Here is a 22,288-nt window from a genome sequence, read left to right on the forward strand (position 1 = left end):
GGTTTGGGGGCCGCAGAACCCCAAACCCCAGATTCACATCACGAGGGCCGGGGTATGATGCAACGAGAGCATCCCGGCAGCGGCTTGCTCGGCTGAGGGCAGCGCCGATTCGGCTGGTTTATCTGACGCGGCCATGCAGAGTGCCCCCCGGCGGGCAAGATCCTGACTGACCTGAAAGAGATCACTACACAAGGTCAGGCGCCCATCGTGCATTCGATCCAGCGTTGCGGTGAGTTCAGCGCGCCGAAAGGCTTTGAAGGGCGTTGGATCACCCTCGGCGACCCTGGCTTGCAATTCGACTTGCAGGCTCGCCAGACTCGCCGGCAAGCGCGGCGTGGCAAGGGCCAGAATCTCGCTGATGGTTGGTGCCGTCCCGTGCAGAATTGCATCAAGCATTGGCTCAAGCTCAATTGCCCCGAGCGTCGCCCACAGGGCCGTTGCGACCACGTAGTCCTGATTATCAAGCGTATAACTGTGCCATTCTTTGCGGCAAAGTTCACTGTAGTAACGGCGAAACGTACTCACGTCGAGGGTTTCGCCCACCAGTTGGCTGGCGATCACCAGGGCCCCCTCGGCCCGTGCATCATCAATCGCCCCATCTGAGCGCCCGCGTGGGCCGAGCAGCGTCTTGTCAATATCAATCAGCAGGGCGGTACGTGCCCAGTCAATGCCCCGTGCTTCGAGTTCGGCAATCCATGGGTGAATCAGATGCCAGCGGGTTGCCGTTGCTGTATCGCCCTGCCAGGTCATCGCCTCGTCGGTAACAGGCCTATCTTCACCGATGAAGCCATAGGCAGGCCGTGAACCAATGATGCGCAGGTGGGCAGCAAGCATGCGATCATTATCGGTGTCGCCAAGCACCGCAAAGGCGGTCAGCGTCGGCCCGCCTCGCAGCTGCTGGGCTGAATCTGCGAGTGCTTGCATCACCTCGGCATAGGCCTGATCACGCTTGCGTGGCGGTGGCCCGTCGCTATGGCCAAGCGATGCACGGATCGTCGCCAGCCGCGGCAGCCGGAGCTCACATGCCTCTAGATCACGATAGATCACCACATCCCCGGTAAGGTCGGCAATCGTTGCTCTGATGCTCATGCCTTCACCAGGCCCTGTGCATACATCAGTTCCGCATTCAGCAGTGAACCACCAGCAGCCCCGCGGATCGTATTGTGGCTCAGGCACACCAGTTTGTAATCGAGGAGCGAGCATGGGCGCACCCGGCCCACTGTGGTGCTCATCCCACGCCCAGCATCGCGGTCACGGCGTGGCTGCGGGCGGTCTGGCTCGTCACGCACAATGATGGGTTGGGCTGGCGCACTGGGCAGGTTCAGTTCTTGCGGGAGACTCCGGAACGAGCGTAGTGTCTCGACCATTTCTTCAAGCTCGGGCCGCCGTGCAAAGCCGATGGAGAGGCATTCCAGGTGGCCTTCTAGTACAGGGACACGATTGCAATGGGCTGAAATTGTACACTCAATTGGCACGATGACCCCATCACGCACAACACCCAGCATCTTCTGTGGCTCAGTTTCTACTTTTGGCTCTTCACCACCAATATACGGGATCACATTGTCAATCGCATCGTAGGAAGGAATGCCGGGATACCCTGCACCCGAGAGCGCTTGCATACTCATCAACAAGATCTTGGTGACGCCAAAATGGTCATGAAGGGGGCGCAGCAGCATTGTCGGACCAGTGGCGGTGCAATTTGGATTCGTCACGATTGCGCCAGGCCAACCCCGACGGGCGCGCTGCACGTCAATCAACGCGAGATGTTCAGGATTCACCTCGGGAATGAGCAAGGGTACATCAGGTTCCATCCGATGATCCGAGGCATTGGAACAGACGATATGCCCAGCTCGCGCGAGGCGTTGCTCGATGATGCCTGCTGTTTTGCTGGGCAGGGCCGAGAAGACCAGTGGGGTATCGAGATCAGCATCGTCAGGCAAAATCGTCATACCCTCAACCTCGCTGGGCATAGGCGCATCAAGAACCCAGCGAGTGGCCTCGGCGTAGGTACGCCCGGCACTGCGCTCGCTCCCCACAAGCGCGGCAAGCTCAAACCAGGGATGCCCTTCAAGCAACTGAATAAAACGCTGGCCGACGGTTCCTGTCGCTCCCAGGACACTGACGCGTATCTTCATCGAGCTTACTCCTTCAGTCTACATCCTCGCGTGAACCTCTGTGCTTCCCTCGGCGAGGTAGCGGTAGGGATCGGTATAGGGTGTATTATAAGCGCTACTGCGCAGAGTGAAACATCGTCGAACAACAGGAAGAACGCTTATGATCAATGCACTGCTGAGCCTGCTCGTTTTTCAATTGCTTGGCGAGGTGCTGGTACGTGCTATGGGGGTGCCGATTCCCGGACCCGTCGTGGGGATGTTGCTCCTCTTTGGTGCGCTGAAGCTCCATGGTCGTGTGCCCGACACGCTCCACAAAGTGTCCGAAGCCCTGCTCAACAACCTCTCGCTGCTCTTTGTGCCTGCTGGAGTCGGGGTGATGGTACACCTGAATCTGTTGCGCACAGGATGGTGGCAGTTGCTCGTGACGGTCATCGTTAGCACGCTCATTACCCTTGTTGTGACGGCCCTCACGATGCAGGGGTTGGTCAGGGTGCAGCGACGCGCCAGGGGAGGACAGACAGATGGGTGAACCAATGATCGAGATCTGGGTCTACCTCGCTCAGACGCCGCTGCTCTGGCTGGTGACGACGATCGGGGTGTATCAGGGTGCGCAGGCGCTTTCACGGCGGGTTGGGGCACCCCCGTTGCTCAATCCGGTCTTACTGACGATTGTGGCGCTGGTCAGTCTCTTGCTGCTCACCGCCACCTCCTATGAGGTCTATTTTGACGGGGCGCAGTTTATTCACTTTTTGCTTGGGCCGGCCACGGTTGCGCTGGCGATCCCACTCTACCAGGCCGAGCGCAAACTACGCCAGGTGCTCTTGCCCGGGCTTGGAGCGCTGGTGATTGGTGCGGCGACCGGAATCATCGCGGCGGTGCTGCTTGGCCGACTGGTCGGGTTAGACGAACCGGTGTTGCGTTCGTTGGCTCCCAAGAGTATCACCACCCCGATCGCCATGGGTGTTGCCGAGGCCATTGGAGGCTTGCCGTCACTCACGGCAGTGCTGGTCATTCTGACTGGCATGGTGGGGGCTATCGTGGGGCGTGAAGTGCTTGACCTGTTGCGCTGTCGCGATCAGAGCATCCGCGGTTTTGCGATGGGCCTAGCGTCACACGGGCTCGGCACTGCACGCGCACTACAACTTGACCGCGAGGCAGGTGCCTTTGCGGGACTGGCGATGGGCCTCAACGGGGCAATAACGGCCATGCTGGTGCCGCCACTTTTGCGATGGTTGGGGTTATAATGTTACGCGCCAACCCGCGTCACGATGCGGGTTGGCGCGTCGCTTGTATTACTCACGCTGCATCGTGCCATCAGGCAGCCAGCGAATGCGTACACCGTCAACTTCTGTCCAGGTCTCGCCTGGCTCGTCGTCATCTTCTTCGCGCACCATGACCGGGCCATTGTTGCGCGACCAGAGCATCAATTCGTCAATCGTATACCAACCTGATTGGTACTGAACCTGATCAGTTGGATTCAACCAGAAGCGAATCTGCCCATCCATCCACTGCCAGCGTTCAAGTGAGCGCCACTGCTTGCCCTGATCGTTGAGTGCTGTCTTCAACTCTTCAAGCATACGCAGCAGTTCGGGGAGGGTGTGGCGGTTACTGTAGCGAAGTTGGATAAGACGATGATTGACCGCATCACGTAACTGTTCCAACTCGGTCAGACTCAAACCATCGATATCAATGTCGATCACAGCAGCGTCCTTTCTGTGGACACTGGTTCAGCCGGGCGGCTGTGAACGCCGTAGAGGAAGTCGTGCGACTTTCGCAGCTGATCCGCTCCAATGTCCATTCCAGAGCGACTCCGTGGGTTCCATCCGACGCGTACTGCGGTGTACGTAGGCCGTCGAAGCTTCTCCCCCTAATTGTATCATACCGCAAATCTATTACCAGGAACCTGGCAAAAACGTGACACTCTTGTCACCTAGAGGAAAATTGTAGCATTTATCGGGGAAAACAGGGGCCAGGATCGCCCATCTTGGTCAAAATTGATGGCAAGTGCCATTCAGTACTTGCGAAACGTGGCCTTCGTCGGTTAAGATAGACAAAAGCAGGATACCATGACATGATTTTCTGCGCTGAGCCGTTTATACTAGAGCCAGGGGGATCCTACCGCGAGTTGTCGGCTATCTGGTGCGGCAACGGAAGCAATTCAGTTGATGGACTGGTCAGCCCAGTCTGGAGTTGCACAACGCAGAGATGACGGCCCTCTTTCGTCAGCAACACGCAATGCATTCGAAGGTGGTCGCCCTGCCTCTGCTAGCACGATGGTAAAGCGGTGGGTTGCTGGTTTCCGGTTAAGGAGCAGGTGACATGCATATTCTGGTGGCCGATGATGATATTCCCAGTGTAAAGTTGACGTCTTTTGTGCTGGAAGAGGCTGGTTACCGGGTCTATAAAGTCTATGATGCGCAGAATATCTTGCAAGCTGTTGAGCAGCACAATCCTGATCTGATCCTGCTTGATGTCATGATGCCCCGATCAGATGGCTTCGAGATTTGCCGTCAGATCCGGCGTAATTCGGATGTGCCGATCATTTTTCTCTCAGGTCGTTCCCTGCTGCAAGATCGGGTGATGGGGCTGCAAATTGGTGGCGATGACTATCTGGTCAAACCCTACGAGCCATCTGAATTGCTTGCGCGGGTGGAGGCAGTGCTCAGGCGTCGCAACAGTGATATGCTCAACCCTTCGTCACGCCTGAGTCAAGGTGAAATCACGCTTGATCCTGTGGAACATAAAGTGATTTTTACTGATAATCGTACAATTGAATTGACTCCGCTTGAGTTTCGGTTGCTCTATTATCTGATGAAGAATTCCGGACGCATTCTCAACATTACCCAGATTCTTAATAAGGTCTGGGGCTATGATTATGAAGGCGAGAGCAACCTGGTCGCGGTCTATGTTCGCCGTCTACGCACCAAAATCGAAGAAGATCCTGAACATCCTCGCCATGTGATTACTGTGCGTAACCTGGGCTATAAATTTGAGCCTTGAGGAAGAGAGCCGATTTCATGGCGGCAACCGAGACACCTCTTGCGCGTGACCCGTTCTGGTTGCGTGCGACTATTCGTACCGGTGTGCGCGCAATGCTGCCGCTCCCCGTGGTGGGCCTGGCCTGGTGGTTGGCACAGATGTCTCTTGAGACAACCACGACCATCGGGCTTGTGATCTATGCCGTTGTCAACCTGATGTTGTTAGCAGGGCTTATCAAGGCTGATCAACAACGACAGCAGCGCACACTGGTCGCCTTGTTGCTTGTGTCGGTTGCCAGTGATGCCATCCTTGCTTGGTTCGTCTTTGCCACCGCTGGTCCACTGACCCTCGGTATCTTTCCTCTTTATGTAGTGATGGTGCTGAAGGCGCTCTGCTATCGCCGCATTACCCTCTGGACGTTGCTGGTTCCAGCCCTGGTAGGACCAGTCGATCTCGCTGTACTCTATCTGACGCAACGCCCGGAAGCTTTTTCAACCGAAGAATGGCTCGCTTTCTGGGGCATTGTGACGAGTTCTGTCTTTTTTGTGGTGTTGCTGCTCGTCCTGGCTGAACAACGCATGGCAACTACCCGACGCGTGAGTCTTCGCCTGGAACAGGATCGCTCTGCCAACGCTGAACACGTCGCTGAACTCGAAGGCATTGCGACTGATCTCCGCTCGCGCATTCGCCGCCAGCAGACGCTCGAAGAGAGTTTGCGGGCCATTACTGGTTTGCTTAGCCTTGATGCAGTGTTGAGCCAGATCCTTGATAGTTTGCGCCAGATGCTTGGATCACGGCCAGTCAAGGCGATCGCACTGACGCTTGCCCGGCGTGACCAGTTTGACCACCGTCTGTTGAGTGACGATTCCAAGCTGATAAGTGAATTGATCTGGGCTGAAGTGCTCGCTTCGCATGTCATCAAGACGCGTAGGTATTTGCTGGTGGGCGATGCAAGCAGTGAGCCCGAGTGGCTCGCCCTTCAGCCTTTTGCGATCAAGTCGGCGCTCAGTGTACCCTTGATTGACCCTGATGATCAGGTGCTTGGTGCCTTGACGATTGTCAGTGATGAGCCTCACCTCTTTACGTCGGTCGAGTCACGGTATCTCACCTCGTTTAGCATCCAGGCAAGTATTGCGATTCATAATGCTGATTTGCATACCCAGTTGACCCGTCAGCGTCTTTTGCTTGAAGCGGTTCTGCGTGATATTGGCGATGCATTGCTTGTCGTTGATGCTCACGGGGCCTTGCTATTGGGCAATTCCCATGCGTATAAGGCGCTCCAGCATAACGATGTCCACGCAGGGAAGCTGCGCGAGGTGCTTGATCAGTTGAACCAGGAGATACGTGCGTATGAGGCTCCCGTCTTGACCCGCGAGTTGACGGTTGGTGAGGGTGACGATGAATTGCACTATGAGATCTTTGCCTCGCTTGTGCGCGTGCCTGATGAAGGGCTGTGTCCGGTTGCTTTTGCCCTCCACGATGTCACCAGTCTGAAGATCCAGGAGCGACAGCGGGTTGAGTTTATTTCGATGGTATCACATGAATTGCGCAATCCCCTCAATACGCTCAATGGCTTCCTCAAGGTGGTGTTGCAAGGCAAAGCCGGAGCTTTGAATACGCTCCAACAAGAGTTTCTGGCGCTTGCTGATGAGCAGGCTGATGCGCTCAAAGGCCGCATTACCGAACTGCTGGAATTTAATCGTCTCGAAGCCGGACGCCTCCAGTTGCACCCCGATTGGTCTGATCTGACTGACCTCTTGCTGATGACGGTGGCGCGGTTTCAACTTCAGGCTGATCAGGCCGGGTTGTCTATTGTTGCACATATCCCATCCTCGATTCCTGAACTGTTGATGGATACAGAACGAGTTGGCCAGGTTGTAACGAATTTGATTGAAAATGCGGTTAAAGCAACACCGAGCGGTGGTACAATTACCGTTGGCGTTGATGTACACGAGCGCGATGTCGAAGTATATGTGCGTGATACCGGCATTGGCATTTCACCTGAAGAGCAGGGGAAGATTTTTGATCGGTTTTATCAGGTCAAGAATCGCTCTGTGACACAGGGAGTGCATCTCGGCCTTGGGCTCTCGATCTGTCAACAGATTATCGAAGGCCACAATGGGCGGCTCTGGGTTGAAAGCGAAGAGGGCAACGGAAGCCGGTTTGCCTTTGTCTTGCCCATGGTGCTCCGCGAACAGACGATTAGCGAGACGGTTCATTGACGCTCATAGGTGATGCTCCTGCTCGGAAACGAGGTTGATGCGTGAACATGGCACTCATTGCACTGGCTAGTACGCCTAACCCGGTCTGTCCTCCCCTCAGTCTCGCTTATCTGGCGGCACTGCTCGAACAGCGACGCCATATTGTGCGTATCTACGATCTTGCCCTTGAACCTGATCTTCCCCTTGCCGAGGCTCTCCAACCCCTCCGTTCCTTTTTGCCCGCGGTGGTCATTGTTGCCGGCGAATACGAGGCTGATCTCGAAGTGGCTCTCCACGCGGTGCAAGCGGTTCATGATGGGCATGTGCTGGCGATGCCGATGAGTCGCAATGGCCTTGATGCGTGGCAGGTGAGTGTCGAAGGGCTGACATGGTTCGATCAGCAGTATGGGCAAATCAAACAGGAGCCTTTACCGGCCAGTTGCAATCAGTTGCCGTTACCTGCTCGTCACTTGCTGTCGCTCGAACGCTATGCCTTGCGTGCCGCCGGTGGTGAGTTGCAGACGAGCGTTGCGATTGCCGGGCTTAATTCTGTCGGTGCCTTTGTGTTGCGGACACCCACCCAGATTGTGGCCGAGTTGCGATCCCTTGCGCACGAGTTTGGTGTCCGTCATTATCTGCTCACCGATGTGCCGGTGACGATTGACCTTGCCTGGTTGGATGCGTTGTTGCACGCTCTGTTACAGGCTCAACTCACGATTAGCTGGGAGGCGCACGCCTCCTTTGCCCACCTCGAGCGTGCGTTGCTGGCGCGGATGGCGCGGGCCGGGTGCGAGTGCCTGGTCTTTGATCTTGATGCCCCAGTGCTTTTCGAGTCACTCGCCGCTCGTCAGCAGTTCCGTCAGATCGTCGCTGGCGCCCGTGATGCGCAGATCTTTGTGCGTGCTAATCTGAAACTTGAACCGCCATATGAGTCATTGAACCGGTTGATTGATGTGGCTGCGAGCTTTGGCCTCGATGGCGTGAGTTTTGATGTCTCGCCCGCAGTGGCGCGGAGCGTCGGGGCTGATGCCCAGGAGGTGCGCCAACTCGCCCATCAATTGTATGTGCAAGGACGCGATCGTCAGCGCTGGGTTGATCGTTTTGGGCCTGCCCTTGGCAATCTGATCTGGCGCTTACGTGGGTTGCATGTCTCAAATCAGCCTGATTGATGAAGCGCACGGTTATGAGATAGTGATACGCATAGGAGCGCGGGCTTCCAGCCCGCGCTCCTATGCGTATCGGAAATTTTATTTCCCAGACTATTTACACGGTAAGCAAATGGCCGAATTTGCCAAAGTTCCGTGGGCCGATACCTGCAATGAGGTTGAGGTCTTCGACTGTGTTGAAGGGGCCACGTTCCTGGCGATAGGCAACGATGCGCTTGGCTAGTGATGGACTGATCCCGGGCAATGCTGCAAGGGTTTTTTCGTCAGCAGTGTTGAGGTTGACAAGCTCGCGTGTTCCTTCGGCTTCGGCTTCGTCTTCCGCGTCTTCCTCGACCGCATCTTGCTCATCAGTAACAGTTTCGGCGACGGTGTCGGCGACGGCGTCGGTGATAGCTTCGGTGGTGTCGGCGACGGCGTCGGCGGCAGTGTCGGTGATAGCTTCGGCGGTGTCGGCGACGGCGTCGGTGGTGTCGGCGACGGTCTCGGTGGTTTCAGCGACGGTGTCAGTGACGGCGTCGGTGGTGTCGGCAACGGCGTCTGCGATGGCGTCGGTGGTGTCGGCGACGGTCTCGGTGGTTTCAGCGACGGTGTCAGCGATGGCGTCGGCGACGGTCTCGGCGACGGTTTCATCTTTCACGGGGGCAGGTGATTGAGAGCTGGGTAAGGGTGCGCTTGGTGGTGCACCACGGTGAACCCGCGTGGGGATGCGGCGCGGACCGCTGCTGGCGGCTGGATTTGCTGATGATGGCCCACTTGTTGCTGGTGCAGCAGCAGGACGAGCAGGTGGTGTATACGGTGCCGGGCTGACCGGTTCGTTTTGCTGGCGTAGCCAGCGCCAGGCCAGATATCCAGCCCCGGCCAGAGTACTCAACCAGAAAAGCCTGCGTAGCATCATGATCTCCTGTGGAACAATGACCTCAAGTACCACTCCTGATGGAGGGGTGGGAGCTACAAGCCCCCGATTAGGATCGTCTTTTTCGTTTACAACGTAACAAGTGACCGCAGCAGGGTCAGATTTTCGATATCTTCAAGCATCGCATCACCTTTGGGCGTCTCGATAATCTTTGGAATGGAACGAAAACGTGGATCATTGACCAGCAGACGAAAGGCCTCAAGGCCAAGGAAGCCTTGCCCGATATGGGCGTGGCGGTCAACGCGACTCCCGAGATCCTTTTGCGAATCATTCAGATGAAAGCACTTGATCCGGTCAAGCCCCACGAGCCGATCAAACTCGGCGAAGGTGGTAGCGTAGGTCGTAGGGGTACGGATATCATAGCCGGCGGCAAAGATATGGCAGGTGTCGACACAAACAGCCATACGATCATGGTGGGGAACCAGTTCAAAGAGCCGTGCCAGGTGTTCAAAACGATGACCAAGCGCTGTGCCCTGACCAGCGGTTGTTTCGAGCAGCACGGTTGTCGTGCCCCCAACCCCCTCGTCAAAGAGACGATTCAGTGCTACTGCTTCACGCTCTAGAGCAGCCTCTTCGCCACTGCCCGTATGCGCCCCGGGATGGGTTACGAGATACGGAATATCAAGCAGTGCGCAACGCTCGAGCTCATCGGCAAAGGCACGCATTGATTTTTCCCAGAGTTCATCCGCAGGGGCGGCCAGATTGATCAGGTACGAATCGTGAACAATCACCGGGCCAATGCCACTGCGCGCCTGCTCTGCCTTGAACGCGGCAATTTCGGCCTCGGGCAGAGGTCGCGCAACCCACTGGCGCTCGTTTTTGCTAAAGATCTGCATGGCCTCACAGCCAACCTGCTCACCACGAGCAAATGCTTTGGAGACCCCGCCCGCGATCGACATATGTGCGCCAAATGGCATACAAACCTTTACAGACGATGCTTTGAATCATGCTTGATTATAGCATGATCTGCGCAACAGGCGTGAAGCTGTAATGGTAAATGCTGATGCGGGCTGGGTGTGACGTCGTCGCCCTCGATGTTTCTGCATCCTGGGTGCGCGGGCGGCTCGCCCGCTTCGGGAGCACCAGCGGGCGAGCCGCCCGCGCACCCAGGGGCGTACCACATCAAGAAACTTCCGTTACAGACTATTAAGTAGGCGTCCCGCCCGCGCTTCCAGGAGAAGGGTGCCCAACTATTACGGCAGGGCTGATGTAACGTCAGTTCTCCAGGGTCGCCGTCGCCGTCAACGGCTCGGCTCCCGTCTGCGAAGCCGGCTTTCGCCGGCTGGATGAGGCAACGCAGGCGGCCTTCGCGACCCGTAGCCGAGGGCTTATGGCTTTTCAGTAAATGATCCGCTATGAACCCGATGCCATGGGGCTAAAGCCCTTCGGCTATGGGAAGCGAAGCCCACCTTTGTGGGCTAGAGCGGATTAATTTCTGGAAGACCATCAGCCCGACGGTGCTCCGGTCAGGTGGACTTTGCATCAGCACACGATGCGCCTGCCGGCGCACCACCACGCAGGAAAACGGGGGCGTGGGGGAACTTGGTTCCCCCTTTTTCAGCGTAGCCCTGGCTATTACGGTTGGGGTGGTGACGGATCAGCCCTGGATCGTGTATTATTAGGGCATGGAGAAATTGTCGAACGTATTTGCTGTTGGCTTAGGTAAAACGACAGGTACGCTGTCGCGCATGTTGCGCTTCGGTGGGGGTACGACGCTGCCCGGAAGGGTTGCCCGTGTGGTTGCGCCTTCGGTGTTACGCGATCTGAGTGCTGCGCTGCCAGGTGGGGTGATCCTCCTCTCGGGTACCAATGGCAAAACAACAACGAGCCGGATGCTGGCTGAAATCTTGTGCGCCAATGGCGAGCGGGTTTTGCACAATCGTGCCGGGGCCAATCTGATCACAGGGTTGACGACAACGGCGCTTGCAGGCACCGATTGGCGGGGGCATCCACAGGCGACCATTGGCCTCTTTGAGACCGATGAAGCGGCGCTTCCGCAGGCGCTTGCCGAGACAGCCCCTCGTCTTGTGCTGATCAATAACCTTTTTCGCGATCAGCTTGATCGCTATGGCGAAGTTGACACCCTAGCCCAGGCCTGGAAGCAGGCCCTCCGAACGCTCTCGCCTGAGACATGCATCGTGTTGAATGCTGATGATCCCGCCGTTGCCTATCTTGGCCAAGATCTGGGATGTCACGTTTTATACTACGGGCTCGAAGATGCACAGCATGCCGTTGGCGCGGGGGCACATATTGCCGATTCGCAGTTTTGTCAGCAGTGTGGTGAGCGTTATCGCTACAGCCTGGCCTTTTATGCCCATATCGGCCACTACCAGTGTCCACGCTGTGGCTATCGGCGTCCCACACCCCAGGTGCAACTGGCCCGGCTTGACCTGAGCGGCATCGAGGCGAGCAGGCTCTATCTACGCTATCCTGGGGGGGGCCTCGAACTCAACCTGCCGCTCCCCGGGCTCTATAACGCAACCAATGCCCTGGCTGCGTTTGCGGCTGCGCTCGCCCTCGGTGTGCCACCAGCGATGGCCCGCCGTGCGCTCGAACGGTTCAGTGCTGCATTTGGGCGGATCGAGCGGGTGACTGCGGGGCAGGGTGGTGCGCCGATGCTGATTGCCTTGATCAAGAATCCCGTTGGCGCAACCGAAACAGTGCGGATGATCGTCCAGACGTCGGCGGTTCCCGCGCACGAACCACGAGGGTTGCACCTCTTGATCGCGATCAACGACCGTTTTGCCGATGGAACTGATGTTTCGTGGCTCTGGGATGCCGAGTTTGAAGCCCTGGCGGGCCAGGTTGCCTCGGTGGTCGTCAGTGGTACACGGGCCGAAGATATGGCGGTACGGCTGAAATATGCCGGCGTTGATCCCGCGATGATGCGCATTGTCCCCGAGGTGCATCCAGCACTTGATGAAGCCCTGGCGAGTTTGCCAGCGGGGGCAACGCTGGCGATCTTGCCTACGTACACGGCGATGCTCGCCTTGCGCGAGGATCTTGCGCGGCGGGGGTGGGTGAAGCCCTTCTGGGAAGGGTGAGTTGGTGCACTAAAAAGAGCCAGCAAAGCTGGCTCTTTTTAGTGCAAAACGCTAGGTTGAAGGGCTAGGCCCGATCCTACGCACGGGCAAAGACGAGGGTGGCCCCGTCATCAATGGTGATCGTCAGGGTCTCGCCCTCGATCACATAACTCGTGGCCCGGCTGAACTGCTCGAGGAAGGCTGTTTCCTGAGCCATAAGCGCATCCTCGCACGCCATCATGGTGCTGCCGGCCTGGGTAATGCTGAGCGCACCATCGGCAACGGTGTAACCGGCAAAGTAGCGGTTGCAGCCAGCCGAACCTGCGACCCGGCCCTCATCGTCAAACTCGGCGGAGATTGGTGTACCCTCGCTCAGTGGCGCTGCGCCGTTGAGCTCAGTCAGCACCCAACTCGTGCCGGCCAGGGCATTGCTTGCCTGCGCAAAGACAAGGGTGGCCCCGTCATCAATGGTGATCGTCAGCGTCGCGCCGTCGATTACATAGCTCGTCGCTCGGCTCAGTTGATCGAGGAAGGCCTGCTCTTGCGCCATGACTGCTTCCTCACATGCCATCCGTGTGCTACCGGCCTGCGAAATGCTGAGTGTGCCATCAGCAACGGTGTAGTCGGCAAAATAGCGGTTGCAACCAGCCGAACCTGTGATGCTGCCCTCGGTATCAAACTCGGCCGAAATTGGCGCACTCTCGCTCAGCGGCGCGGCGCCGTTGATGGCGGTGAGGATCCAGCTCGTGCCGGTCAGGTCATTGCTTGAGGTCATTTCTTCCTCCGCACGCTCAAAGACGAGGGTAGTCCCGTCATCAATGGTGATCGTCAGGGTGTCGCCGTCGATCGCATAGCTCGTAGCGCGGCTGAATTGATCCAGGAAGGCCATTTCCTGCGCCATAAGCGCATCCTCACACGCCATCATGGTGCTGCCGGCCTGGGTAATGCTGAGCGTGCCATCGGCAATGGTGTAACCGGCAAAGTAGCGGTTGCAGCCAGCCGACCCCGCGACGCTTCCCTCGGCATCAAACTCGGCGGAGATGGGCGTGCCCTCGCTCAGCGGCGCGGCACCGTTGAGCGCGGTAAGCACCCAACTCGTTCCGGCCAGGGCATCACTCGTCTCTGGCATCGTGGCTTCTTCGGTGACTGGTGTCTCCTGCTCGGTCGTCGCCGGTGTCGGCTCGGTTGTTGAGCCGGTGCTCGGTGCGGTGCCACAGGCAGCCAGGACAAGCATGCCCATCAGCAGCGCCGAAAGGATCGTCATTCGCAACTTCATTGCTCTCCTCACTTCTACTCAAGGATAATCTGTGTGCGGGGCCACTATTCTGGTGCTGTGTAGCCCTGCCATAGTGAGAACGTTGTCTTGGGTAGGAATGTTCCCACCGGGCGCTCTTTGTCAGCTTTTTCTCAGCCAGTCGCGCAGGGCATAGGGTAGATAGACCAGTACAAACGCAAGGAGGCCGACAAACTGCAGTGGAATGAGATACCAGGGCCACGGTCCCATGAGATCGAGCAGACTTGGGAACGCCGGCTTGCGGGCGATAAACATATAGTTGCCCCCAGTGAGCCAGTTGACCAGGCCAACAACAAGCAAGATGGCATTGGTAAGCAGAAAGACCCGCCCAAGCGCCCCCCAGGTGGGTCGGTAGTGCCAGGCTCTGATCGCAAACAGGGCCGCAAAGAGCGGTACCGCGTGCGAGGTCCAGAAGATCCAGTAGACAAAATGAGGGAAATTGAACCCGTTGCTCTGGAGATCCGGGGTGAGCAGGGCCTGAACCGAACCGGCAAAACCCCAGAAATAGATCAGTTCGAATAGGCGCACATTGCCTGTCGCCAGCATCAAAGCCGACAGTGGCACCGCCAGCGTGCAGAGGTGCAACGGCAGCGAATACTGGATATTCCAGAGTCCGTTGCTCAGTTGCCAGAGATCCCAGGCAAACCAGTTGGCAAGGCTATAGACAATTAAGCCACGTTTGAGCATGGTGCAGCCCCGCGCATCAAGGCGTGGTGTCACCCACACCAGGGCGACACATCCCAGGGCAATTGCCAGCAGCGGCAAGAGATGTTCAGGCGACCAGAGCTCAAACCGAGGTCCGACAAACGACGGGCCAAAGATAGTGGGGAACATGACCGTTTCCTATCTCTCGTTATTCATTGAAGTTGCACCCATCTTCTATTCTTCGTATAATACAGTGATACTGCTCTATCAACCGGAGGATTCCTGCCCATGCCGATGTACGAGGTCGAGACATCACAGCCGCCTGACCTCGTGGCGGCGTTGTGTGAAACCTGGCCGCGCATTGCCGAATTGCTTGCCGATCTGGAGACCGAGGCGATGGCCGAGGCACGGATCGGCGGTTTGCGTCATATCGGGGCTGTCTGGTATGCGCAAGGAGGCGTGGCTGAGGTTCTGACCGAACTCGGGCTGGCGCTCGCGGAACGCCTCAAGCTTTCGCAGGGGTTGGTGGTCAGTGAATTATTGCTGGCGTACGGGGCTGCCCAGGAAGAGCAACGTACCCGCGAATGGGAAGCCCGTCTGCTGGCGCGTGCCTCTGAGCTTGATGGTCTTCATCGCATTATTTCGGCGGCAAACTCGACGCTGGATCTCGATACATCACTTCAGACCGTGGTTGAAACCGTTGCCCAGGTTGTTGGGGTTGAGGCATGTTCTGTCTACCTGTACGACAAGCACCGTGACGAACTGGTCTTGCGGGCGACCCGTGGGCTCAATCGTGCCGCGATCGGGCAGGTTGTTTCGCACCTGGGGCAAGGGGTGACGGGTTGGGCTGCCCAACTTGGGCATCCTGTGGCGGTGCGCGATGTCTGGCAGGATCCTCGTTTCAATGTTGAACCGCAGCTCGGCGAAGAGACGTTTCGCTCGATGCTCGCGGTGCCGATTGTGCTCTTTAGCGCCGAGCGCTATCAGTTCAGTGCCGATAAGCTGCAAGGGGTGATTACCGGGCAGACGATCGGCCCGCGTGACTTCACTCAGGAAGAGATCTCGTTTGTTGAGGTGGTTGCAGGCGAGCTTGCCTTCTTCATTGCTAATGCGCAGCTCTATCAACAGACGGATGAACGTCTCCACCAGAAATTGCGTGAACTGACGACGTTGCAGCAGGTCTCGAAAAGCATTGCCGAGCAGATCGGGTTGCGTGATGTGCTCTCGCTGATTACCGAGAAGGCAGTCGAACTCGCCCAGGCTGACCGGGCTTCGATCTTTCAGATGGGCGACGACGGGCATCTGCAATTGATGGCGACCTACGGTGGCGAGGGTGACGGCGTGCGGGATTTCATCATCCAGACGGTGCGGGATAGTCGCCCGCTGGCCGTGATGAATGCCTATCAAGATGCGCGTTTCCCTGAACTGGCTGCTGTCGCACGGCGCGAGCAGTTTCATTCGCTCTTTTGCATGCCGTTGCGCGCCCGTGAACGCACGATTGGCGGGATTTGTCTCTATAAACGTGAGCCGCACCTCTTTGATTATGAGCAGGTACGCCTGCTCAGCACCTTTGCTGATGAGGCCGCGATTGCGATTGAAAATGCCCGGCTCTATGAAGAGAGTCAGCGTGCGCTCGCGATCAAGTCGGCCTTGCTACAAGAGATGCACCACCGGGTACGCAATAACCTCCAGACTATTTCGGCGCTGCTGGCAATGCAACTGCGACGGGTTGAGCCGCACAGCCAGGGGGCCAAAGCGCTGCGCGAGAGTGCGGCGCGCATCCAGTCGATTGCGGCCATTCACAATCTGCTCTCACGCGAGGATGTGGGCGTTACGACGGTCAACGCCGTGGCCCGACAGGTCGTCGAGAGCGCCCAGTCAACGCTGGTGCATAGCGATGCGCCCGTTCGCTTTGCCATTATGGGCGATGAGGTGCGCGTTGGTTCACGGGATGCAACGGTATTGGCGCTGGTCATCAATGAATTGATTAGCAATGCTCTCTCGCACGGGCTTGCCGCTGAGGGTGGCAGTGTCGAGGTTGAAGCTACGCTGGGTGTAAGCCAGGTGATGGTCGAGATTCGCGATGATGGGCCGCGCCATCCACCGCCCCCGCGCCCTCCCCATAGCAGCGGGTTGGGTTTGCATATCATCGAAACGCTCGTTCACCAGGATCTCGGGGGGGACTTCCGCCTGATCCGTGATGATGAGCACGGTTGGATGCGGGCACAGGTCTGCTTTCCGCAACATATTATTGATGAAGTTGGGGAAACGCTGTGAAATCTGCCTAAGGAGGCGTGATGAGTGATTTTCCGACTGAGGGACGTCCGCCTTTTATCAACCGCCGCCTGTCGCTTGCGGAATGGAAGCAGTATGTCGCCGGGTATGACTTTGGCTCGCTGGCCCCAAGTCGCCTGGTGCTGCACCATACCTATACGCCTACCGAAGCACAGTGGCGCGGTCTGACGACCATGCGCGGTATCCAGCGCTTTTATGCCGGCAAGGGCTGGATGGCAGGGCCACATCTTTTTGCTGGCCCCGATGGGATCTGGCTCGCTACCCCGATGTCGCAGGTCGGCGTTCACGCCGGTGTTGGCAATGGCTCAGTCGCCCAGGGATGGTATTCGCTTGGCCTCGAGATGGTTGGTCGCTTTGATGCGGTGCGCCCCGCTGGGGCCGTCTGGAACTATGCGCTGGCAGTGATGGGTGAGTTGTCGCGCCGCTTGCGTATTCCACCGCGCCGATTGATCTCTTTTCATCGTGATTATACCAATGCGAAGAGTTGTCCGGGCTGGGCCGTGACCAAAGAGTGGGTCTGGGCGAGTGTCGAGGCCTACCTGAATAATACTGCGACTCCCCCGCTCCCGCCGCCTGATCCGCCCGTTATTCAGCCTTCCGATGAGGTCTTGCTTGAGCGGTTGCTTGAAGAGACCTTTCGTCAGCGGGCAGGGAGCCAGGGGTATAATCCGGCCTGGAGTTTCCATCAATATGCGGTTGAGCAGCAACTCGGGGCACCTATCGGGCCAAGTCGTACCCTGATGGAAGGCGGGCGTCAGTACGATATGCAGCCCTTTGCGCGCGAGACGCTTTATACGGAAGTGCCCAACTGGGGCGATGTGCGGACGCTCTCGGATCTGCTTGGGGGGAGTATTCCGCCCGCAGGCCTGGGGCGGCGCTTGCTCGAAGAGACCTTTGCCGCAGGCAATGCGCCCTTCCGTCCCGACTGGGCATTTCACCAATTTGCGCTGCTGCGTCGCATGGGGCCGCCCCTTGCGCCTGGGGCGACAATCACGGTTGATGGCAAACAGTATGCCTATCAGGTCTTTGCGGTTGATACGCTCTATAACCTGATTCCCAACTGGGACGATGTGCGCCTCTTGAGTCATCTCGCTGGGGCAACCAATGCCAGTGATGTCCGCCTGCGTGAGGCGTTGCTCTCTACCACCTACCGGGTTGTTGGGCAAACGTATCGGCCAGATTGGGCGTTTCATCAACGCGCTCGTCGCGACGCGCTTGGGGCACCACTCTCGGCTTCGTACCAGATTCTGGTGGAAGGGCGGAGCTATGCGATCCAGGTTTACGCACTTGACACTCTCTTTAACCTCGTCCCCCGCTGGAGCGAGGTGCGTCGGATGAGCCAACTCTTTCCGGCACCATCGGTGCTCGGTGGCGCATCGCGTTCCGCTGTGGTTGAGCCAGCGATGACGATCCTCGGTGGCAGTGTTGACGCTGAAGCACCAGTTGCCACCCTTGAGACACCGGAACGTGGCGCTTTGCATCCCGACCGGCTTGATCAATCGATTATTCGCTCGACCCTGCCATCCTGGGCACGTAGCCCCCGCGATGGGCGCAAGGTTGAACTGGTGGTGCTGCATGCGCTGCCAGGTTCCCCCGAGGATGTCCTGGCTCGGATGACCGAACCTGGATCTACCTTTGCCACCCATTATTATGTGACCCTCGCTGGCACGATCATCCAGGTGATCGACGAGACCGAGGCAGCCTGGCACGCTGGCTTCGGCTCGGCCGATGGGCTCTGGTGGAATCTCAATACCATCAGTTTGGGCATCGGCCTTGAACGACCGGCTGACTGGCCTGCGGGTTCGCCTAGCGAGACGGCTTTGCAAGTCGCCGCACTCACGAACCTCTTGTGTGAACTGAGCATTCGGTATCAACTGACGCCTGATGCGATCCTGCTGTGGAGTAGCCTCGCTGGTGGTGATCCCGATCTGCTCGACGGTTTGCCGCTCGTGAGCCTGTGTGAGGCGATCAGCGTATGATCCAGGCAACCACACGCCTCTATATTCATGACTCAAGTCGCTTCAATTTTGAGGCCACCGTCGTTGCCGCAGAGATCCGCGATGGCGTGCGCTGGATCGCGCTTGATCAGAGTGCCTTTTATCCTGAGGGGGGCGGTCAACCCGCCGATCGGGGCACCCTCAACGGCTTGCCAGTCACCGATGTGCAGGCGCACGACGAGGTTGTCTGGCATGCGCTTGGGGCAGCAGGCAATGACCAGAGCCTTGATGTAGACGCACATATCCACGGTGCGGTTGATCCGATTCGACGCCTTGATCATATGCAGCAACACTGTGGTCAACACATCCTGAGCGCTGCTTTTCAGGTGATCTGTGGGGCTGCGACGGTCGGCTTTCACCTGGGCGAGCGGATCGTCACCATTGATCTGGACACGCCAGTCTTGCAGCGCAACCAGGTTCAGGCTGCCGAAGACCTGGCGAATCAGATTGTTTGGGGCAACCTGCCGGTAACCGTTCGCATCCTCGCTCGTGATGAACTGAATGGCCTGGCGTTGCGCAAAGCGCCGACGGTTGCTGGCCCGGTGCGTGTGGTCAGCATTGATGATTTTGACCACTCGGCGTGTGGCGGCACTCACCCGGCCCACACCGGCACCGTTGGCATCATTGCGGTACTCCGCTGGACGCGGCAGCGCGGCGGGGTCAGGGTGAGCTTTGCATGTGGTGCGCGTGCGCTGAACGAACTACGGCACCTGAACCAGGTCGCCAGTGAGGCTGCTGAACAGTTGAGTGTTGGCCTTGATGAGTTGCCTGTTGCCACCAAGCGACTGTTGGTGGCTCAACAGACCTTGCAACGCCAACTCGCAACGGCGGAAGAACAACTCCTTGACCATGAAGCCGAGCGCCTCTATGCAGCGGGCGAGCCGGTGGGCACCAATCGGGTTGTTCAGGCCTGTTTTGCTGACCTGTCTGTCGAGCGCTTGCGGACCCTTGCGCAGGCGATTGCCGCCCGCCCAGGGGGCATTGCCTTGTTGGGGAGCAGGGGCGCACGGGCCAACCTTGTCGTGGCCTGCGCCGTCGAGAGCAGCTACGAGGCCAACCAGTTGCTGGCACACGGCCTGACCCGGCTCGCAGGGCGTGGGGGTGGCAACGCCCGCCTTGCCCAAGGTGGCAGTGCGCAGAGTGAAGACCTTGAGGCGGCGCTCGGCACCATACGCCAGCAGATCCAGGCCTGACGCTGCATCCTGATGCGCTCGGCTCTTTCCTATTTGCCATCTTCTTAAATCCTTGCCTTCGCCCCGTAGTTGCAGGCCCATCTGTTGCATGGTATAATCCCCACCGATCTTTGCACATCAAGATACTTACTATTGCAAAGTAGATAGTGCTCATCAAGAGGGGCTGAGGGACTGGCCCAATGACGCCCGGCAACCCCTGGAGAGGGATCTGAACCACTCCAGTACGGTGCCAATTCCAGCGGTACCCATGGATGTACCGGGAGATGAGAGGAGTGATTGAAGAGCCTCTCGCCATGCGGGTGGCTTTTCGTACGTTATGGACAATGAACTACGTACAGTTTGGTGGGAGCCGGGGGCTGTCTGTTTAATTGATCAGTTGCGCCTGCCTCACGAACAGGTGACGGTACACTGTACTGACCTTGCGGCAGTAGGCCACGCGATCAAGACGATGGTGGTACGTGGTGCCCCTGCGATTGGGTGTACCGCAGCGTATGGTCTGGCGCTGGTTGCGATGCAGAGCAAGGCGGTTGATGGCGCGGCCTTGTTGGAAGAACTTGAACAGGCGCGCCAGGTGCTGAATGCGCAGCGGCCAACGGCGATCAATCTGGCCTGGGCCACCGCCCGCATGCTTCGTCAGGCCCAGCTGCTTGGCGCTGGTGGCGTTGAAACCGTCAGGCATGGCCTGCTCGCCGAAGCCCATGCGATTCTCGCTGAAGACCTCGCGATGTGCCATGCGATTGGCGATCACGGGGCAGCGTTGATTCCCGCACGCGGCCAGGTGCTCACTCACTGTAATGCGGGTGGCCTGGCTACCGCAGGGTATGGCACGGCGCTGGCCCCGATTCGCACCGCGTTTCGTCAGGGACGCTCCCTCCACGTTCTGGTTGACGAGACCCGCCCCTTCCTTCAGGGGGCACGCTTGACAGCCTGGGAATTGCAGCAAGCCGGGATTCCTCTCACCTTAATTACCGATAATATGGCTGGCTATATGATGCGTCAGGGCCAGGTTGACTGCATTATCGTTGGGGCTGATCGCATTGTTGCCAATGGTGATGTCGCCAACAAAATTGGCACCTACAGCCTGGCTGTGCTCGCTCAGGCTCATGGAATTCCCTTCTATGTGGCGGCCCCTTCTTCAACCATTGACCTGACTCTAGCGCATGGGGATCTCATCCCGATCGAAGAGCGTTCGCCTGATGAGGTGACGCATCTTGCTGGGCAACCCATTGCCCCGATCGGCGTGCGGGCGGCGCATCCGGCTTTTGATATGACCCCTCATCATCTGATTACTGCGCTCATCACCGAGCATGGGGTTCTCTTTCCCCCTTACGACGACGGCTTACGACGTTGTGTCGAGGCGGGGAACTAGTCACGCATGGTGATGCAAGCCTCAACCACAAGCTCGCCTGCCTTAACCGAACCTGGGTTTCGTGACGATACGCCTGGCTGCTTGCCCGTCCCGCGTGTTGGAGTACCTGTTCATGCCAACGTGACGGTTCAAGGCCGTCTGGCTGCACTGGCTCAGCGCAATGGGGCTGAACAGCCGTTTGCTCTTGCCATGGCCGGGTTCCCCGGCGGAACCCTCGAGCTGAAACAGGCACGGGCAGTCATTGATCATCAAGCAGCCGAAGCGTCGCTGGCGCGCCTTGCGCTGGCTTACCTCAATCATGAGGAAGCAGGGGCAGTTCCCCCTCCTGAGCAGACCCGCGTCATTGCTGAGGCGCTCCGCCAGTTCGAGCAGATCGGGGGGGCCTGTGCACGCCTTGAATTGACTGGCCCGGTGAGTCTCGCACTCCAGGTCGTTGATGATCACGAACGGCCCCTGGCCTACGATCTTCCCTTGCGTGAGGCCCTGTGTCAACACACGATCCTGCGGGCTAATTGGTATTTCAACCAGTTGAAGGGCGTCCCTGGCTTGCCGATGGTCTGCTTTGATGAGCCTTTTCTTGATGCGTTGAGTTCGCCCCTGTGTCCGCTTGACTGGGAAGCGGGTACCGACATGCTGATGCGTACGCTGGGCGAGTTGCCCCCCACCCGTGCGCTGTGTGTGGCGGGGGTTCCCAACTGGGCGGCTGTGCTGGCCTTGCCAGCCGAAGTGGTCTTTTTTGACGCCTATGAACACAGTGCCGGGCTGATCCAGGCGGCAAGTGCGGTAGCCGGCTACCTTGACCGTGGCGGGATGCTCGGATGGGGCATTGTGCCTCACGATGAACACGCGCTTGGTCATGAAAACGCTGCGACCCTGGTGCAGCGTTTCGAGTTGACGGTGGCCTATCTGTCCGCCGCAGGAGGCATCAATGCCAACAAAATCTATGCCTCTGCGCTCATCAGCACGAGTGGACGTCTGTGCCATCTGCCATCCGACCGGGCAGCCTATGCGGCCCAACTCTGTGCCGAAGTGGCAACAAAACTGCGGTCGGTGCATTTTCTAGAAGCAACAACCAGTACCTGAGAGAGGAGCCTGTATC

The 22,288-nt window shown here is 58.2% G+C and carries 18 protein-coding genes and 1 riboswitch; of the genes, 11 read left to right on the plus strand and 7 right to left on the minus strand.

Features of this window, described 5'->3' with window-relative positions:
* Nucleotides 1-33: 33 nt before the first annotated feature.
* A complete protein-coding gene (locus EKD05_RS18105; RefSeq protein WP_129675397.1) occupies nt 34-1,089 on the minus strand; it encodes a hypothetical protein in 1,056 nt (351 codons plus the stop codon).
* The gene (gene asd / locus EKD05_RS18110) at nt 1,086-2,135 is read right to left on the minus strand and encodes an aspartate-semialdehyde dehydrogenase (protein ID WP_129675400.1); all 1,050 of its coding nucleotides are present in this window, start codon (nt 2,133-2,135) and stop codon (nt 1,086-1,088) included. Before asd ends, EKD05_RS18105 begins: the two co-directional genes overlap by 4 nt.
* Nucleotides 2,136-2,274: 139 nt before the next feature.
* On the opposite strand from asd, the gene EKD05_RS18115 reads away from it, so the two are divergent.
* The gene (locus EKD05_RS18115) at nt 2,275-2,643 is read left to right on the plus strand and encodes a CidA/LrgA family protein (RefSeq protein WP_129675403.1); all 369 of its coding nucleotides are present in this window, start codon (nt 2,275-2,277) and stop codon (nt 2,641-2,643) included.
* Nucleotides 2,636-3,358: an LrgB family protein gene (locus EKD05_RS18120; RefSeq protein ID WP_129675406.1), complete on the plus strand. Its 723-nt coding sequence runs from the start codon at nt 2,636-2,638 to the stop codon at nt 3,356-3,358. The genes EKD05_RS18115 and EKD05_RS18120 overlap by 8 nt, the downstream gene beginning before the upstream one ends.
* Before the next feature lie 48 nt (nt 3,359-3,406).
* Here EKD05_RS18120 and EKD05_RS18125 read toward each other — a convergent pair whose 3' ends face one another.
* Nucleotides 3,407-3,814 carry a hypothetical protein gene (locus EKD05_RS18125; protein ID WP_129675409.1) on the minus strand — a complete coding sequence of 136 codons (408 nt, stop codon included), beginning with the start codon at nt 3,812-3,814 and terminating at the stop codon, nt 3,407-3,409.
* A gap of 619 nt (nt 3,815-4,433) precedes the next feature.
* Between EKD05_RS18125 and EKD05_RS18130 the strand changes: the two genes are divergently transcribed.
* Genes EKD05_RS18130 through EKD05_RS18140 form a run of 3 tightly spaced genes read left to right on the plus strand, consistent with a single transcriptional unit; the run spans nt 4,434 to nt 8,463 of the window.
* Entirely contained in the window at nt 4,434-5,114 is a 681-nt protein-coding gene (locus EKD05_RS18130; protein WP_129675413.1) for a response regulator transcription factor, read from the plus strand.
* A 17-nt stretch (nt 5,115-5,131) separates the two neighbouring features.
* Nucleotides 5,132-7,315 carry an ATP-binding protein gene (locus tag EKD05_RS18135; RefSeq protein ID WP_129675416.1) on the plus strand — a complete coding sequence of 728 codons (2,184 nt, stop codon included), beginning with the start codon at nt 5,132-5,134 and terminating at the stop codon, nt 7,313-7,315.
* A gap of 47 nt (nt 7,316-7,362) precedes the next feature.
* Entirely contained in the window at nt 7,363-8,463 is a 1,101-nt protein-coding gene (locus EKD05_RS18140; RefSeq protein WP_129675419.1) for a hypothetical protein, read from the plus strand.
* A 94-nt stretch (nt 8,464-8,557) separates the two neighbouring features.
* Here EKD05_RS18140 and EKD05_RS18145 read toward each other — a convergent pair whose 3' ends face one another.
* Nucleotides 8,558-9,355: a ComEA family DNA-binding protein gene (locus EKD05_RS18145; protein WP_129675422.1), complete on the minus strand. Its 798-nt coding sequence runs from the start codon at nt 9,353-9,355 to the stop codon at nt 8,558-8,560.
* Between the two features lie 86 nt (nt 9,356-9,441).
* Complete coding sequence (locus EKD05_RS18150) at nt 9,442-10,290, minus strand: deoxyribonuclease IV (RefSeq protein ID WP_129675425.1); 849 nt, start codon at nt 10,288-10,290, stop codon at nt 9,442-9,444.
* A gap of 771 nt (nt 10,291-11,061) precedes the next feature.
* On the opposite strand from EKD05_RS18150, the gene EKD05_RS18155 reads away from it, so the two are divergent.
* The gene (locus tag EKD05_RS18155; RefSeq protein ID WP_240695843.1) at nt 11,062-12,417 is read left to right on the plus strand and encodes a Mur ligase family protein; all 1,356 of its coding nucleotides are present in this window, start codon (nt 11,062-11,064) and stop codon (nt 12,415-12,417) included.
* A 76-nt stretch (nt 12,418-12,493) separates the two neighbouring features.
* Here EKD05_RS18155 and EKD05_RS18160 read toward each other — a convergent pair whose 3' ends face one another.
* Both EKD05_RS18160 and EKD05_RS18165 read right to left on the minus strand, forming a co-directional pair.
* Nucleotides 12,494-13,672, minus strand: coding sequence for an META domain-containing protein (locus tag EKD05_RS18160; RefSeq protein ID WP_129675431.1), 1,179 nt, complete (start codon nt 13,670-13,672; stop codon nt 12,494-12,496).
* A 120-nt stretch (nt 13,673-13,792) separates the two neighbouring features.
* On the minus strand, nt 13,793-14,524 hold the full coding sequence (locus EKD05_RS18165) for a TIGR02206 family membrane protein (RefSeq protein ID WP_129675434.1): 732 nt from the start codon (nt 14,522-14,524) through the stop codon (nt 13,793-13,795).
* A gap of 105 nt (nt 14,525-14,629) precedes the next feature.
* Here EKD05_RS18165 and EKD05_RS18170 point away from each other — a divergent pair, with 105 nt between their 5' ends.
* The 5 genes from EKD05_RS18170 (at nt 14,630) to EKD05_RS18190 (ending at nt 22,272) form a co-directional block, all read left to right on the plus strand.
* Complete coding sequence (locus EKD05_RS18170) at nt 14,630-16,612, plus strand: GAF domain-containing protein (protein ID WP_165360793.1); 1,983 nt, start codon at nt 14,630-14,632, stop codon at nt 16,610-16,612.
* A gap of 20 nt (nt 16,613-16,632) precedes the next feature.
* Entirely contained in the window at nt 16,633-18,609 is a 1,977-nt protein-coding gene (locus EKD05_RS18175; RefSeq protein ID WP_129675442.1) for a peptidoglycan recognition family protein, read from the plus strand.
* Complete coding sequence (locus tag EKD05_RS18180) at nt 18,606-19,820, plus strand: DHHA1 domain-containing protein (protein ID WP_129675445.1); 1,215 nt, start codon at nt 18,606-18,608, stop codon at nt 19,818-19,820. The genes EKD05_RS18175 and EKD05_RS18180 overlap by 4 nt, the downstream gene beginning before the upstream one ends.
* A gap of 147 nt (nt 19,821-19,967) precedes the next feature.
* Nucleotides 19,968-20,090, plus strand: a riboswitch (SAM riboswitch).
* Between the two features lie 46 nt (nt 20,091-20,136).
* A complete protein-coding gene (gene mtnA, locus EKD05_RS18185; RefSeq protein ID WP_129675448.1) occupies nt 20,137-21,189 on the plus strand; it encodes an S-methyl-5-thioribose-1-phosphate isomerase in 1,053 nt (350 codons plus the stop codon).
* A 6-nt stretch (nt 21,190-21,195) separates the two neighbouring features.
* Entirely contained in the window at nt 21,196-22,272 is a 1,077-nt protein-coding gene (locus EKD05_RS18190) for a hypothetical protein (protein WP_129675451.1), read from the plus strand.
* The last annotated feature ends 16 nt before the right edge of the window (nt 22,273-22,288 follow it).

Origin of the sequence: Candidatus Chloroploca sp. Khr17, from assembly GCF_004138165.1 — a bacterium.
Lineage (GTDB): Bacteria > Chloroflexota > Chloroflexia > Chloroflexales > Chloroflexaceae > Chloroploca.

What these genes read in the sequence shown, in the direction of transcription:
- EKD05_RS18175 (WP_129675442.1), top strand. Translation starts at nt 16,633, where the DNA reads ATGAGTGATTTTCCGACTGAGGGACGTCCGCCTTTTATCAACCGCCGC.
- EKD05_RS18155 (WP_240695843.1), top strand. Translation starts at nt 11,062, where the DNA reads ATGTTGCGCTTCGGTGGGGGTACGACGCTGCCCGGAAGGGTTGCCCGT.
- EKD05_RS18145 (WP_129675422.1), bottom strand. Translation starts at nt 9,355, where the DNA reads ATGATGCTACGCAGGCTTTTCTGGTTGAGTACTCTGGCCGGGGCTGGA.
- EKD05_RS18165 (WP_129675434.1), bottom strand. Translation starts at nt 14,524, where the DNA reads ATGTTCCCCACTATCTTTGGCCCGTCGTTTGTCGGACCTCGGTTTGAG.
- EKD05_RS18130 (WP_129675413.1), top strand. Translation starts at nt 4,434, where the DNA reads ATGCATATTCTGGTGGCCGATGATGATATTCCCAGTGTAAAGTTGACG.
- EKD05_RS18150 (WP_129675425.1), bottom strand. Translation starts at nt 10,290, where the DNA reads ATGCCATTTGGCGCACATATGTCGATCGCGGGCGGGGTCTCCAAAGCA.
- EKD05_RS18120 (WP_129675406.1), top strand. Translation starts at nt 2,636, where the DNA reads ATGGGTGAACCAATGATCGAGATCTGGGTCTACCTCGCTCAGACGCCG.
- EKD05_RS18180 (WP_129675445.1), top strand. Translation starts at nt 18,606, where the DNA reads ATGATCCAGGCAACCACACGCCTCTATATTCATGACTCAAGTCGCTTC.
- EKD05_RS18115 (WP_129675403.1), top strand. Translation starts at nt 2,275, where the DNA reads ATGATCAATGCACTGCTGAGCCTGCTCGTTTTTCAATTGCTTGGCGAG.
- asd (WP_129675400.1), bottom strand. Translation starts at nt 2,135, where the DNA reads ATGAAGATACGCGTCAGTGTCCTGGGAGCGACAGGAACCGTCGGCCAG.
- EKD05_RS18190 (WP_129675451.1), top strand. Translation starts at nt 21,196, where the DNA reads ATGGTGATGCAAGCCTCAACCACAAGCTCGCCTGCCTTAACCGAACCT.
- EKD05_RS18135 (WP_129675416.1), top strand. Translation starts at nt 5,132, where the DNA reads ATGGCGGCAACCGAGACACCTCTTGCGCGTGACCCGTTCTGGTTGCGT.
- EKD05_RS18170 (WP_165360793.1), top strand. Translation starts at nt 14,630, where the DNA reads ATGTACGAGGTCGAGACATCACAGCCGCCTGACCTCGTGGCGGCGTTG.
- EKD05_RS18105 (WP_129675397.1), bottom strand. Translation starts at nt 1,089, where the DNA reads ATGAGCATCAGAGCAACGATTGCCGACCTTACCGGGGATGTGGTGATC.
- EKD05_RS18140 (WP_129675419.1), top strand. Translation starts at nt 7,363, where the DNA reads ATGGCACTCATTGCACTGGCTAGTACGCCTAACCCGGTCTGTCCTCCC.
- mtnA (WP_129675448.1), top strand. Translation starts at nt 20,137, where the DNA reads ATGGACAATGAACTACGTACAGTTTGGTGGGAGCCGGGGGCTGTCTGT.
- EKD05_RS18160 (WP_129675431.1), bottom strand. Translation starts at nt 13,672, where the DNA reads ATGAAGTTGCGAATGACGATCCTTTCGGCGCTGCTGATGGGCATGCTT.